The sequence below is a fragment of the Candidatus Zixiibacteriota bacterium genome (genome assembly GCA_022865345.1).
Classification (GTDB): domain Bacteria; phylum Zixibacteria; class MSB-5A5; order MSB-5A5; family RBG-16-43-9; genus RBG-16-43-9.
Window position 1 is genome coordinate 1 of the sequence record JALHSU010000053.1, and the last position, 15,187, is coordinate 15,187.

General features: G+C 41.4%; 12 protein-coding genes. All 12 read right to left on the minus strand.

Annotation, left to right across the window (positions count from 1 at the left end; genetic code table 11):
* Window positions 1-308 (minus strand): hypothetical protein (locus MUP17_02190; protein ID MCJ7457782.1); only part of this gene is annotated, 308 nt, incomplete at its 3' end.
* Between the two features lie 78 nt (window positions 309-386).
* The gene (locus MUP17_02195; protein ID MCJ7457783.1) at window positions 387-1,421 is read right to left on the minus strand and encodes a WYL domain-containing protein; all 1,035 of its coding nucleotides are present in this window, start codon (window positions 1,419-1,421) and stop codon (window positions 387-389) included.
* A 252-nt stretch (window positions 1,422-1,673) separates the two neighbouring features.
* Window positions 1,674-3,020, minus strand: coding sequence for a sigma-54 dependent transcriptional regulator (locus tag MUP17_02200; protein MCJ7457784.1), 1,347 nt, complete (start codon window positions 3,018-3,020; stop codon window positions 1,674-1,676).
* Between the two features lie 598 nt (window positions 3,021-3,618).
* Window positions 3,619-4,878, minus strand: coding sequence for an HDOD domain-containing protein (locus tag MUP17_02205; protein ID MCJ7457785.1), 1,260 nt, complete (start codon window positions 4,876-4,878; stop codon window positions 3,619-3,621).
* 310 nt (window positions 4,879-5,188) lie between these two features.
* On the minus strand, window positions 5,189-6,025 hold the full coding sequence (locus tag MUP17_02210) for a histidinol-phosphatase (GenBank protein ID MCJ7457786.1): 837 nt from the start codon (window positions 6,023-6,025) through the stop codon (window positions 5,189-5,191).
* Between the two features lie 173 nt (window positions 6,026-6,198).
* A complete protein-coding gene (locus MUP17_02215) occupies window positions 6,199-6,822 on the minus strand; it encodes an MBL fold metallo-hydrolase (GenBank protein ID MCJ7457787.1) in 624 nt (207 codons plus the stop codon).
* A gap of 107 nt (window positions 6,823-6,929) precedes the next feature.
* Entirely contained in the window at window positions 6,930-8,570 is a 1,641-nt protein-coding gene (locus tag MUP17_02220; GenBank protein MCJ7457788.1) for an HAD-IIIA family hydrolase, read from the minus strand.
* Between the two features lie 21 nt (window positions 8,571-8,591).
* On the minus strand, window positions 8,592-9,395 hold the full coding sequence (locus MUP17_02225; protein ID MCJ7457789.1) for an undecaprenyl-diphosphate phosphatase: 804 nt from the start codon (window positions 9,393-9,395) through the stop codon (window positions 8,592-8,594).
* Between the two features lie 115 nt (window positions 9,396-9,510).
* A complete protein-coding gene (locus MUP17_02230) occupies window positions 9,511-10,164 on the minus strand; it encodes a hypothetical protein (GenBank protein ID MCJ7457790.1) in 654 nt (217 codons plus the stop codon).
* Window positions 10,165-10,634: 470 nt separating this feature from the next.
* Window positions 10,635-13,238 (minus strand): DNA mismatch repair protein MutS, encoded by a 2,604-nt coding sequence (gene mutS, locus MUP17_02235; GenBank protein MCJ7457791.1) that lies wholly within the window; start codon window positions 13,236-13,238, stop codon window positions 10,635-10,637.
* A gap of 51 nt (window positions 13,239-13,289) precedes the next feature.
* Entirely contained in the window at window positions 13,290-14,306 is a 1,017-nt protein-coding gene (locus tag MUP17_02240) for an SPOR domain-containing protein (GenBank protein ID MCJ7457792.1), read from the minus strand.
* 8 nt (window positions 14,307-14,314) lie between these two features.
* Window positions 14,315-15,187, minus strand: an 873-nt coding sequence (locus MUP17_02245) for a tetratricopeptide repeat protein (GenBank protein MCJ7457793.1), incomplete at its 5' end; no start/stop codon positions are given.

Here is a 15,187-nt window from a genome sequence, read left to right on the forward strand (position 1 = left end):
CTAAGCTCGGAAAGAGAACTTAAGGCGTTCAAAATCAGATTTATCTTGCGGAACTGCTCTTTACATAAAGATATGAAACTTTCTATCTCCTCTCCCTTTAAATCTTTCTTTTTTAGAGATTCTTCTAAAAGCTCAGCTTTTACTTGAACCACAGTTAGAGGATCGACTATATAATAAGAGATGGTGGCCATCAATTTCTGGATGGCCCTGATGGCAATTTCTCTTTTCTCTTTTTCTCCGGTGGATCCGGATTTGGAGAATAATTTGCCTGATAATAACCGTAGAACTAAATCGCGGTTTTGTTTCATGCAGTACCCCCTATTAATTTCCCTGTCTGGCTTATCGAAACCCTGTATGTCAGAACCTGTCATAAGATTTAATTTTTTTTAAACCACCGGGTCAAGGCAGAAATCATTACACAATCTTTGATTCTTCTTGAATTGAGGACAAGCTGGAATCCATTTCCCTGCTTTGATCCACTGCTGGCTGACTTTTAACTGAATTTCCATTAGCCTGTCCAGCCTCTCTTTCAACTCCCTGGGGCTTTTAACCTGTATCATCCCCGGAAAACACAAAAGCCATCTGGCAAGCTCATTTACTCCTCTTACTTTCAATCTATAGAAAGTCGAGCCATCCTTGAGTTTTGATATATTTTCAGCAAAAGGTGAGATATTCTCCACAATATATTTATTCTCTTTTGACACTTTCAATTCTACCTGAACTATCTCAGCCTGACACACCTCCCAGCTATGCTGGAAAAAACCATCTAAAGAAAAATCTTTTGGCAGAATAAAATCATCCTTCGTCAAAGTTACCTTTTCGACATAATCCAGACCGAAAGGGAAATATTTATTATGATTTTTACCCTTTCCAACCACATACCATTTCCTGCCTCTAAATACTATAATGAATGGATCAACTTCAAAATTTGCTCTGAACACCTCTTTAATACCGTAATCTAAAATTACACTCTTCTTTTCCAGAATAGCTTGCTTCAAAATCTTAAATATCAGAGTTTGATTTTTATCTCCGTTATTCAGATTGAAAGAAAACGAGAAAGGAGGATAAATCTCCTTCAGTTTCTCTTTTAATTCGGAATTCAGATTGATTTCGATTTTTGAGAGGATGCTTTTTGAGGTTTTGCTAATAAAATTTCTACTATTAAACAGATCTGCCGACAAAATGCTTTTTAAAGTCAAGTATTCGTCTAAATCAAAATTTAAGGTAGGCAGGAAAGTTCCCGGAAGGAGTCGATACCCTTTTTCATAATAGACCGGTATCTCAGCCGAGCTAAGGGAGAGAATATCCCGGAAAATGGTTCTTCTGGATACCTGGCACTCTAAAGCCAGTTCCTTAGCTGAAATCCCCTGTCTGCTCTTGAGCAGATTTAAAACCTGGAGGAGCCTGGCAAATTTGGACATCCTATGTCCCTCCCCGCAAGTTAGGTGACGATGCTAAATAATAACGCTGACTGTCTTATGTCAGGATCGGTCAGCCCAATATAAAAAAGCATTGAAAATAAGAACGCAAACAGAGTGCCAGATTCTAATAACTAAAGATGAGGTTTTACTTGATTGATCTTCAACAAGTTAGGTAGGACGGAAACGTGATTTATTTTGTCCTGTTGTTTCAAGCTGAAATATTACACTTCAAAATGAAACAGCAAAATGAAACTAAGAATCTTCTCTTAGCCCGTATTCTTTCATCCTTCTCCACAAAGTTGTTCGGCTGATTCCCAACTCTTCTGCGGATTTTGTATAGTTCCATTTGTTCTTTTTTAAAATGTTTATGATCAGAGCTTTTTCATTTTCCTTAAGGGTTGAGCTGTTATCCAGATCGGCTTCAGGTAGCCAGAGCTTTTCGTCTTCTGGCAGAAAAAGTAAAGAGGTCTTGTCCAGATCTGAGGAAGATAAAGCGACTCCCCGCTCGATGGTATGTTCCAGTTCCATTATGTTCCCTGGCCAGGAGTAATTTTCAAGCTCTTTAATCATTTCGTTATCTATCCCCTTTACCTCTTTCTGATACCTTTGAGCATATACTTTCACGAAATAATTAGCCAGGGGGATTATATCTTCCTTACGCTCTCTTAATGGAGGGATATATATCGGCATAACATTTATGCGATAATAAAGGTCTTCCCTGAATTTACCTTCCTTGACCAGGGTCACCAAACTCTTGTTGGTAGCCGCTATCAATCTTATGTCTATTTTGGTGAATTCCTCTCCTCCCACTTTTCTTATTTCCTTCTCCTGTATCGCTCTCAAAAATCTCATCTGCAAAGCAAGACTGGTATCACCGATCTCATCTAAGAAAATCGTGCCGCAGTCTGCTATCTCGAAAAGCCCTTTCTTGTCAGTTAAAGCTCCAGTGAATGCTCCCTTGACATATCCAAATAACTCGCTTTCCAAAAGGGTTTCAGCCAGACTGCTGCAATTTACAGTGACAAAAGGCCCGTCTTTGCATAAGCTGTTCTTGTGAATTGCCCGGGCTAAAAGTTCTTTTCCTGTTCCCGATTCTCCTTCGATTAGGATAGTGATATAAGTTGGAGCCACCTTTTTGATTAACTCGATTATTTTGTCCATCCCCCTGGAAGAATAAATGATATCTTCAAAGGAATATTTTATCTCCTCCGTCTTTACTTTTACGCCGCTGAGGACTTTCCTTTTCTCTAATGCTTTTTCTATGACTTTAAGTATTTCCTCGGTTTTAAAGGGCTTGCTGATATAATCAAAGGCACCGGCTTTTATACACTCAACTGCAGACTGAATCGTTCCGTAACCGGTTATGACAACAACTTCAGTCTCAGGTGAGATTTGTTTGACTCTTTTTAGAATCTCTTCTCCGGAGACTTTTTTCATCATCAGATCAGTCAAGACCAGGTCAAATTTATTTTTCTGTAAAATAGAAAAAGCCCCCTCTCCGTCAGTGACCTCGCTTACCTCATAACCTGCGCTACACAATAAGGCGCCTAACGCTTTTCGTAAGGAACCTTCATCTTCCACAATTAAAACAGAATGCATATTTCTCAACCCCCGATGGCCTTAAAAATAAAAAAAAGCCCCTAAGCTTTTTAGTATTTGACTGTTTCATTCGATACGTTGAAAAAAATACTTGATTGTTTCACCTGGAGAGAATTTTAGACATCCAGTCTTTATTTACTCCATGTAAGTCTGAAACTGAAGCTTACTCTACTATCTGTTTCAATTTAACACAATAGGGTATACACACTATTTCGCAAAAGAATCTTGAACTGACAAAATCGGTCAGTGAAGATTTGAAAACTTAAAAGCAGTGTCTCTAACCGCTCTATGGGAGTTTTAAAGGAATGACTGTAGTTACTCGATTTATCGAGCAGATGTAAGCCTGATAAATCAGGCAACTACAAAACTACAAAACATCTCTGTGCTTGCCAGGTACCCCGACCTGGCAAGTAACATCAAATAAGTTTTTCCGTCGGGTCAGGGGACCCGATGGTCACAGGAGATTTGATTGTAGTCGCTCGATTTATCGAGCTTTAAAATGCCCAATAAATCAGGCAACTACAAAACATCTTTTGTTGGATTTTAACAGAAAATAAAAAACCCTCCTGAGGGGAGGGCTTCAAAAATTATCTGAAGATTATAAACCCTTGATCTCTATTTTATCTCTGAGGTCGATGATGTTGGAACGCTCGTGATATCTCACGGTTTTGAAGGAATCTAGTTTTTTGAGTCCGTTTAAGACTGCGGTGATATTTTCAACCCCTTGCTGAATTATCTTCATAGAGTTGGAAATCTTTCCGCTCTCGTCCTTGATCTCCCCTTTCTTGATGGAGATTTCGATCAACTGGGACCGTCCCATTATCGAGGTGGTGGCATTATTGATATAATGGGAGAAGGTGGCTAAAATCACCTTTAGGGATTCAAGCTCTCCTTTTTTTCTCTCCTCTTCATTTTTCCTGGTTAACCCTCTGAATTTCTCCCTGGTTTTCTCCTCACATGCCTGATAAAGTCCAGACATAATGCTGTGAGCCCGCAATACCGTTTCTGTCAAATCCTCGGGTACGTTCTGGTGCTGGACCGCCCTGGTCTTGATCTCATCCATGAGCCTGGAGTGAATTCTATTGAAGAACCCGGATGGCAGCTTGAGATTATTTTCCCAGGATCTGAATAAGTCGTCTATATCCTGGTGCTCGGCTTCCACAAAGAGAATCTCGGATATTTGTTCCGCCACGCTCACTATCCTTGCCACCTGCTCGGATGGATCTAAATCTTCCTCCATATAATCTTCGTGGGATTTGATCGCCTTTTTCAGATTCTTGGGAAAACTCCAATTTTTTATTGCCTCCTCGCCAAACTCCAGATGGTCAGTAGCTAAAAGCTTTTTCTCAATTTTTGAAAGCTTCTCTCCATTATTTTTCTTTTCCAGGACCAGACTGTATTCTTCGGGGAAACTGGTTTTGAGAAAAAGTATCCCTGAATCGTGCAAAAGACCGCAGAGATGGAGTTCCTCTAAATCCGGACAACTTTTTTCCTCTCCAATAAACCGACAGGCTAAAGCTGTGACTAACGACCTCTGGTTGAACTGGTTGAGCCAGACTGCCTCCTCTGAGTTCCAATGATAAAGAGGCGAGCTTAAACTCCTGATTAAGAGATGCTCCAGGTCCAGAGATTCTAATGCCTGGTCAAATGAACCAAAGGGGTGCTTCTTATCTTCAATTGAATTGATGTCGCTCAATGCCTTGATGCATAAACAGACATCCTCAAATAACAAAGGTTTCAATTTCTTGCAATCGAGTTCTTTTTTCTGGTATAATTTCACTAGATTCCATAAGCTCTGAGGAAGAATCGGCAGGTTCCCAATCAAATCGTTTTTCTGGCTGAATTCTTCTTTCTTCATCGGCACTCCCGTTTTATAATCATTATCGGCAAAACAGATGATATATTCAGCTTTTAATAAAAGGAAAAGATAAAAATCCTTTCTCGCTTCCCATTGGTGTCCCCACCCAGTGGAGAAAAAATAAAGTTTGGAATTTATTCTGAATTAAACAGAAATCGGCAGCTCTACCCTATTCTCAAGGCGGAGTTTGATTTGTAGAGACGCATTGCATGCGTCTCCGTAATCGGTAAACCCGACTTACCATCAAGTCGGACAATAGACTGACTGGCTGCCCCGCCTTGCCCCCAAGGTGGGAATAGTAATCTGAAGATTAAGTCAAAAAAAACTCAAACTGAAGATTATTTTTCTCTATGCAGTCAACAGCGTCCTGTAAGCCCAGACCCAATTCCTCCACCCGGTGAGAATCTGAGCCCAGAGCGACTATTTTTACGCCTGATTCACTGGCTTTTTTAAGAACATCCTCATCCGGGAAAAATCTTTTCTTCCCCTTTCTGAACCAGCCAGTATTAAGCTCGATCCCTATCTGGTTATTTTTAATCTCCTGCAAAACCGGTTCGATCCATTTCCTCTCTGCCTCTAAAAGCTTTCCCCCGTAATAATCCAGCGCATATTTCTTGAAGCCATCCAAATGAGCAACGGCATTGAACAAACCCGATTTGATGCCGGAAAGCAGATTAGCATAATACTCTTCGCATAACTTCTCTGCTGATTTTCTTTCAAAATAAAAGTGTGCCTCCTCCGACGAGGTTATGGCAATGTGCTCCAGGCAGTGAACCGCTCCCAGCACGTAATCCAGCTTAAGTTTTGAGAGTTCTTCTCTCAATTGTTTTTCGATATGCGGGGAATAATCTACCTCCAGGCCGGTTTTGATTTTTAGTCCTGATGGTTCATATCTGGATTTTGCATTTTCGATCTCTTCAATGTAGGCTTCTACAGTTTGTTGAGAAAGGGGAGTGATTTTCCCTTTAACTCTCATAAAAGCATCGATCTCTTTTCTTTCCGGATCGATATCGAAATGCGAGGTAAAGCAGATTCCTTTCAAGCCGATCTGCAGGGCTTTTTGACAATATTCATCAATTGTGCCGGATGCATCTAAAGAATAATCCGGGTGCACGTGGCAGTCAAAAAGCTCTACTTTCTGGAGCATCTGCATTCTGGCACGAGCCTTTCAAAATTTGAAATTTTGTCAAGACCTTCTGGAGTGTAAAGCCGTCAAGGTCTTGTCCACAGGATCCTGGCGAAGACTGTGGCTTTACCTCCGATCCTTTTAAAGGAAGTGAAATTCTTTCTATAAACCTAAAGGTTTATACTCCAGGACCTTTAAAAATTGAGAAAAGGGTTATTTCTCCTCTCCTCTCCCACACTAGTGGCTGGACCATGTCCGGGATAGATCACCGTGTCATCCGTTTTATCCAGGATTTTATCCTCAATCGATCTAAAGAGTTTCTGGTTAGATCCTCCCGGAAGGTCGGTTCTACCCACTGAGCCGTAGAAAATTAAATCTCCGGAGAAAATAATCTTGTCAGTCAAAAGTGAAATGCTTCCCTCAGTATGTCCCGGGGTATGCAAAACCTCTAACTCCATCTGGCCGATTCTTATTTTGTCTTTATCCTTCAGAACTCTATCTGCGCCTGGGGCAGAAAAAGGATTGTACGAAAAAACGGAAAGGTTCTTTTCCGGATTAGCAAGCATCTCCGCATCTTCTTTATGGATCAGAATCTGAGCAGCGGTTTTCTTTTTCAGCTCGGAGAGGACCCCTATGTGGTCACTATGCCCATGAGTCAGAACTATATATTTTATATCCAGGTTTAATTCTTTAAGAGCTTTTTCGATAAGTTTAAAATCGCCACCCGGGTCGATGACTATTCCCTCTCTGGTTTTTTCATCCCCTAAGAGATAACAGTTTGTTTCCAGCTCCCCTACTATCAAGGTTTTTAAAATCATAGTTTCTGTTGGAGTGTAAAGCTTTAGCTTTACTTTTTGTGGCTACGGGAGTGTAAAGCTTCAGCTTTACCTTAGGCAAACCTGAAGCTTTGCACTCCAGACAGTCTCTACAACTTTTTATGACTATTTGTCACCGGTTCAGTTGATTCAGTCAAAGCTTCTGATTTAATAAAAGATGCAGCCTCCAAAAGGTCCTTAGCTAGGTAATCAGGTTTATGCCAATCATATACATCAGCATTCGATTCGATTTTTTGTTTTGTGCTTTGACCATATCCGGTCAAAACTAAAATTGATTTTCCTTTTATATTCTTCCCGAAAAGTACATCGCTTAGCTTATCCCCAATCATCCATGCACCTTTGAGCTTCAGATGATGATCCTGCAGAGCTCTTTTTATCAAGCCAGTTCTGGGTTTGCGGCAATCGCAGTTCTCGTCCGGGTGATGCGGGCAATAATAAATTCCTTCGATTTTAATTCCTTCATTCTGAAGCTCTTTCAAAATGAAGTCGTTTACCTCCTCCACCTGTTCCCCAGTCATTATCCCCCGCGCAATTCCGGACTGATTCGACACTATGACCAATTTATAACCAAATCCCTGGAGCGTTTTCAAAGCTTCCTTAGAACCGGGAATAAATTTTATCTCCTCAATCTTGGAAACAAAATCTTTTTCCTCAGTGATGGTTCCGTCCCTGTCCAGAAAAATAACTTTATTAGCACTTAATACCCTTTTTGCCTCTTCAATAATCTTTTCTGGCTTTATATTATCCATACAATATCGTGATTCCTTGACGCACTCCTTCTCCCCATGCAGACTGCAGGGCGAACAATCCACTCCTGCCCAGAAAACCTTATCCTTTAATCCTGACGGAGAAAAACCCAACCCCGGAGAGGTAGGGCCAAAAATCCCGATAGTCGGAACACCCAGACTTGAAGCAAGATGCATAAGTCCTGAATCGTTAGATATGAAAAGGCCGCACCGCTTCACCAGGGCAATTAACCTATCAAGAGGTAAATCTACCGCCTGAATCGTTCTTTCCTTTCCTACATAATTTTCGATTCCCTCGATTGGCTTTAGATCATCTTTATCACCGACCAGCAAAATCTTTACTGGCAAATCCTGGCTGAGATTCTTAGCCACAGAAGAGAATTTGTCTAAGCCCCATCTTTTCGTCTCCCATCTGGCACCGGGTGCGATTCCGATTAAAATTTCTTTTTTTCCTAGCCCATTTTCTATAAAAAAGTTCTCTGCCCAGATTTTGTTTTCGTTTTTAGAATAAAGCCTTGGAATCCTGCTCCATGCTTTTATCCCGATCTCCCCTAAGCTTTTCAAGTAGTTGTCAATGGTCGAAACAGGATTTACTCCCCATCTTTTAAAACGAACCATTAAGAATCGAGGGATTAGTTTTTTATAATGATGAACTTTTCTTTCGGCTTTCACCAGAAGTCGTATAAAAAAGCTTCTCAGATTTGAATGCAGGTCAACTATCAGGTCGAATTTTTCTTGATTTAAACTTTTTATCAAGCGAAAAAGCCCGAAAACCCCTTTATCTTTATCCTCTGGCTCAAAATAAATGACTGATGAAATTCTGGGATCTGACTCAAAAAGTCCCTGATATTTTTGTTTGGTAAGAAGAGATATTTCAGAATTTCCGTAATTCTCTTTTAGGGCATCCAGAACCGGCGTGGTCAGGATGATGTCCCCCAGAGAACTAAGCCTTATCACCAGTATCCTATATCTATTATCCTGCATTCGATTAAAACACCTCAATCTTCATTTTAATAGAACCAGGCTCAAAATTCCGATTATGATACAATAATATCCAAAATACTCTAATTTACCCTTCTTGATAATACGAAGCAGAACTTTAATCGATAAATAGCCGAAGATAAAAGCAAACAAAACTCCCAAAAAATAAAGCTCCAGAGTCTCCAAAGGAAGATTTTGATTTAAACCTTCTTTCATTTTCAAAACGGACGCTCCCAGGATCGCTGGCAGGGACAGAAGAAAAGAAAACTCTGCCGCCTTGCTTCCCTTTACTCCTCTGAATAGCCCGGTCCCGATAGTCCAACCCGAGCGGGAGATTCCAGGGAGCAAAGCCAGACCCTGGGCTACTCCGATTATGAGTGAATCCAAAAAACCAACTGACTCTTTTCTGACTTTAGAGAATTTAGTCAGGAAAAGGAAAAAACCAGTGAAGATTAGCATTAAAGATACGAAACGACTGCTGGTGAAAGCATGTTCAACGTAGTCTTTAAAAAACAACCCTAAGATTCCGGCTGGAATTGTTCCGATCAAAAGACAGAAAAACAGATGGATATAATTTACCGAATGGGTGGATTCTTTTCCTAAAAGTATTTTCTGCCAAAGCGCTTTTAGAATCCCGTAAAGGTCTTTCCTGAATATTATCAAAACCGCTACAAAAGTACCAAAGTGCAAGAATACCTCCAGATAGATCTGCTCTGAATGAAAATCGAAAACCTTCTCAGCCAGGACCAGATGCCCGGAGCTGGAGACCGGCAGGAACTCGGTTAGCCCCTGAACTATCCCCAATAAAATTACTTTGATCCAGTCCAACCCGAATCCTCCTTTATTTATACTTTGACTTACGGACAAATAAAACGAAAAAGCTCTGGCAGTCAAGAGTATCCTGAAAAAAACCAGAGCTTTTTCAAAATATATTTATTTCGGATTAATAAAAGGAGTAGGTCAGTCCCCCAATGAATCCAAAATTGTCGTCAAACTGGAACTCACCGATTATCTGCAGATTGTTTGAGACCTTCAGGCTGGCTCCGGGATTAAGCCCAACCTTAAAATCGGTATCACTAACACCACCCCAGGGAAAGCCAAGATCCCGGTGCTCTCTTTGTCCTCTCAGATTCAACCTGGCATAAGGAGAGATAACCCTGCCCTCACTCAGGTCAAAATCGTAAGAGCCAATGAAATTTGCCCCGAATGAGAAGATATTGAAATCGGTAACAGCAGAAAATTCCAGACCTATTCCGATGGAAAGGTCAAATGGGTCCTTGCTTCTGGCATTCAGGAGTTGATATTTTAAATCCCCGCCCAGGAGAACGCCGGTATTGTCACCCGGAAAATTCGGGCCTCCGCTCTCGCTGATCACTCCTAACTTCATCCCCAAATCGAGATGATCTGCCGCTCCACCCCTGAACTGCCCGAAGAAGGCAAAAGCGTCCTCATACACTCCGAAATACCCGCCCAGATCGTATTTCCCGGTGGGCAGGGTGCGGGCAGTAGAGAGCTGACCTGAAAACTGAGCCTCAACCGAGGAAGCTAATAGCAGCAGCCCGAGAACAAACATCCCTGCGATTTTGAACCTTCTCATCCCGACCTCCTTCAAAAAAGGTTAAAGGTTACCAAAGTGGTCTGATTATAACATATACTTTTCATCTTGTCAAGAGTTCGGCAAAAAAAATTGAAAAATTTAGATTTTTTTCTGGAGTGTAAAACTTTAGTTTTACCTATTTAAAATATCGCTCCCCCTGGATGTTATCATCCAGCGGACAGCTGAGCGGATGATAACATCCGCTCAGGAGCAAGAAATTCAGAAATTTAGCTATTTTTCTGGAGTGTAAAACTTTAGTTTTACCCTTTAAGAAAGTAGAGACGCATTGAATGCGTCTCTTTTTATAAATGGTATACCCACGTTGCCCTCAACCTGGGTCATATCTGAGTTAGTTCTAGTTGGTTCGGGAATTGGATTTCCCGAACCAATTTCTTGTGGGAAGAAAAGTGCTCGTCGGGTCAGGGGACCCGACGAGCACTCTTTTTTCTTCCCTGACTACTGTCTACTGTCTACTCTTTTAATTTCTTCTTCATCTCCTCTAACTTATTCAACGCCTCCAGAGGCGTTAATTTTTCAATTTCTATTTTTTTTAACTCTTCGTGGATCAGCTTTTCCTTTGGTGAGAAGAAGCTCAACTGAAAATCTCTGGCGATAGTCTCAGTTTTGGGCTTCGGGAGTTTTTCGTAAGAATGTTCTCCTGATTCTAATTCAGCTAAAATCACCTTAGCCCTTTCCAGAACCTCTTTTGGTATGCCGGCTAAACGAGCCACCTGAATCCCGTAACTATCATCACAACCTCCGGGGATTATCTTCCTGAGGAAAATGATCTCTTCTTCCCATTCTTTAACAGCCACATTGTAGTTTCTGAGCCGGGGAAGATATTTTGCCAGCTCGGTTAATTCGTGATAATGAGTGGCAAACAAGGTTTTGGCACAGAGCTTTTCATTGTTGTGCAGATATTCAGTGACTGACCAGGCGATGGAAAGACCATCAAAAGTTGAAGTTCCTCTTCCGATCTCATCTAAAAGGATAAGGCTTTTTGAGGTAGCATTATTCAGTATATTAGCCGTTTCATTCATCTCAACCAAGAAAGTGCTCTGCCCCAGGGCGATATTATCCATAGCCCCTACTCTAGTAAAGATTCGATCAACTATTCCTATTTTAGCTTTTTTCGCCGGGACAAAAGACCCAATCTGGGCTAAAAGAACTATCAGACCCACCTGACGCAGATAAGTTGATTTTCCAGCCATATTAGGTCCGGTGATTATATGTATCCTCTCATCTTCTCCTATCCTGGTATCATTCGTAATAAATGCCCCGTATTCTAAAATCTGCTCGATCACCGGATGCCTCCCCTCTTCAATCCAGATCAAGTCATCATTATCCACTTCTGGAAGAACATAATTATTTTCTCTTGCTACAGTAGAAAATGATAAAAGCAGGTCCAGTCTGGCTAAAAGCTCAGCGCAGAGCTGAATGCCACTCGTCCGCGCAGCAACCTGGTCTCTTATCTTTAAGAAAAGGTCGTATTCCATCTGAAAAATCTTCTCCTCTGCACCTAAAATCTTTGCTTCCCTTTCCTTGAGCTCGGGAGTAACAAACCTCTCTGCATTGACCATAGTCTGTTTTCTTATGAAATCCGATGGAACCTTAGAAAGGTGAGACCTGGTGATCTCGATATAATATCCGAAGATCTGGTTGAACCCGACCTTTAAAGACGGAATACCGGTTCTTTCTTTTTCATTTTTCTCCAGCTGGGCAATCCAGTTTTTATTTTCAGAGACATCTTTTTTAAGGTTATCCAGCTCAGGGTCAAAACCTTTTCTTATAATTCCCCCTTCAGTTAAAATTAAAGGAGGGTCATCTACTATAGAGGCTACTATTAGTTTAACTATATCTGAGACTTCTGGAAAAGTATCTGATATTTGTTTTAAGATTGATGATTTAGCCACTTGAAGAATATTTTTGATATCAGGTATGACTTTAAGTGAGTCCTTTAAGCCTATGAGGTCTTTAGGATTAGCCTTGCCATATCCCAACTTACCACAGAGTCTTTCCAGATCAGAAATCGAGTCTAATTTTTCACTGATGCTGTCAGATAGAATTCTGTCATCATAGAATTCCTTAACGCCTTCCTGACGCTCTTTTATCTTCTGCGGATTCAAAAGCGGCCTGGTGATCCAGCTTCTCAGAAGCCGTGCACCCATCGGGGTTTTGGTTTGATTGAGCAGCGTAAAAAGGGTGTGCTCTTTATCTTTTGTCCCTAAAGAGGAAAGCAGCTCTAAATTGCGAATAGTACTCAAGTCTAAAAACATCTCTTCCGGATTTGAGATTCTGGAAATTTTGTTCAGATGAGTAAGCAAAGTTTTCTTGGTCTGGTTTAGATAGGAAAGGATTGCCCCGGCTGAGGAGATGCCTCTTTTCAGTTCCTGCACGCCGAATCCCTCTAAGGAGGAGACTTTAAAATGCTCGGTCAGAAGTTTGAAGGCGTAATCGTATGAAAATTTCCATCCTTCCACAGGCGTTAAGGTAAAGAGAAAGTTCAAACCTTTCCTGAATTCCTCTTTTTTGCTTTGCTCCCATTCCTCTGGTATTAATATCTCAGCCGGAGCAATTGTATTCAACATCTCCTTGAGCTTCTCAGGTAAGATTTCATCTATTTTAAACTCGCCGATGGAAAGCTCAATAAATGCCAGACCGAACTTTTCTTTCCCCTCAAAAATGCTTGCCAGGTAATTGTTCTCCTGACTATCCAGGGCTTGATCCAAAGTAATCGTTCCGGGGGTGATTATCTCCACGATTTCCCTTTTGACCAGACCTTTGGCTTTCCTCGGATCTTCGGTTTGTTCGCAAACCACTACTTTTTTGCCGGCTTTTAACAATTTGGTTAAATATTTTTCTGCAGAATGATAAGGAACCCCGGCTAAGGGGACCCTTTCCATTTTGCCGTGTGCTCTGGAGGTTAAAGCTATTCCCAGGATCTTAGAGGCAATTTTGGCATCTTCCCCGAACATCTCGTAGAAATCCCCCATCCGGAAAAAAACGATTTCATCCGGATGCTCACCTTTAATCCGGTTGTATTGTTCCATTAAAGGAGTGGAGAATTTTTCCATTTTTAATCTTTGAAGAAACCCGAAGGCGGGAAATTCTTTTCTGCAATTAAATTACTGGATCACTATTCTGTAAACCTCACCATCTTCCTTTTCCAGCTTCTCTCTCAGTTTTTGAGCTTCTGACAGGGAATTAAAAACCCCGACCTGGATCACATAATATTTTTTATTCTGTATCATCTTGTAGCTTTGTTCCGGATTATACCCATTGGATTTCAACCTCTTCATCACCTTATCCGCATTTTCCTGATTGGCAAATACGCCTATCTGCACGCTATATTTTGTACCGGTTAGCTTCTCCGCTATGCCCGGATCTTTCCGGGGGTTGACTTCTTCGGTCTGGATCTGGCTTTCCACCTCGATCCCTCCGGGGAATCTCTCTTTATAAAGATTCAGGTATAGAACTGCTTTGTCTTTCTCGCCAGAGGCTTCAAAAGCACGGGACATTCCCGCTAGAGCTGAAGGAAAAGTTTCAGTGCCGGCATATTTATCTATGACTTTGTTATACTCTTTTATGCTTTTGTTGAAGCTACCCTGAGAAAAATATATCTCCGCTATTCCCAGTTGTGCCCAGGCAGCCCAGAGGGATGCAGGATAAAGCTCCAACAGATTGTCGAGAGACTTTAGCGCTAGCTCGGTTCTGCCGTTTGCGAATAATGACCTGCTTTCCAGCCATAACATCTGTGGTAAAAGGGGACTCTTGGGAAAAATCTTTTTAAATTTTGAGCTGAGCGATAATACTGAGTCATTTAATCCCACGGTCTGATAGTAAAGGCATAGCTCCAGCCCTGCCTCTTCCTTCTTTGTTCTTGAGGAGCTCTCCCAGACCTTCTTGAAATATTCAATCGACTTTTCTGGATTACTTTCTAATTTCCCGGCGTAGTAAAGAGCTTCGTAATCCGAAGGATTTGATTCTAAGTAAGCCTTCAACTCCTCCTGTGCATCTTTGAAATCACCCTGGTTATAGTATCTTATGGCATCGTTTAATACCTGACAGTAGGCTGGGGAATAAAAGGACACCAGCGCCGGGAAAATTATTTTTAAAAATAAACGGAAATTTCTGAGGTTCATTTCGAAGGTCAGATGTTAAAGCTGTTCCATTCCTTGCAGGTTGGACATTTCCATACAGGGATTTCGGATTTATTCCCGCACTTGGAACAGGTGAAAGATTCTCCTATTTTTCCGAGTTTAAAAGAAAGCTCTTCTAAAGCAGTTTTAGCTTGTTCCGGCTGTCCGGTCTCCTGATGAATTTTAATTAGATTTAACTGAGCGGGTAAATAATTGGGCTCTATTTCCAGAATCTTTTTGTAACTATCTTTTGCCTCATCCAACCTTCCCTTTTTCTCTGAAATCACTGCCAGTGCCTGCATTGCTTTTATATCTTTAGGATTGTCTTTTAAAATCCGGTCATAGATTTCTGCCATTTCGCTGTAACTTCCGATTTCAAATAGGGTCTCTTCCAGCCGGTCAAAAATCAGGTACCCTGCCTGCGGAACCGTCTCTAATAGTTTTCTCCAGTAGGTTATCGCATCCTCAGGTCTGCGGTCTGCTATATAGGCTTCACCTAAATAAAGGTAGGCTGAAACGCATTTCTCGTCGTAATTCAGAGCCTCTTTATAAGCCAGGCGCGCTTTATGATATTCTTTTTTAGAGGCAAGCTCATTTCCCTGGAAGACCTTATACAAAGCTAAAACCGGGTAATTCCGCTCTTTTTCCTGTTTATCTCTGCTCAACTCCTCCTTGAGCCTGATTGCCTCTTCCCAGGAAGAAAGCTCCTCATAGCAGGTCAAAAGTCTTCTTTTAGCCCAGAGGTTGTGATGGTCTAATCTGAGAACATCGTTCAGGGTTGATACTCCTTTATCCCAGTCTTTAGCCTGGATATAATCTTCGGCTAAGCTTTTGAGGATTTCAACCCGCACCTCATCTGACAGCCCGTATCTCAGGGTGAGTTC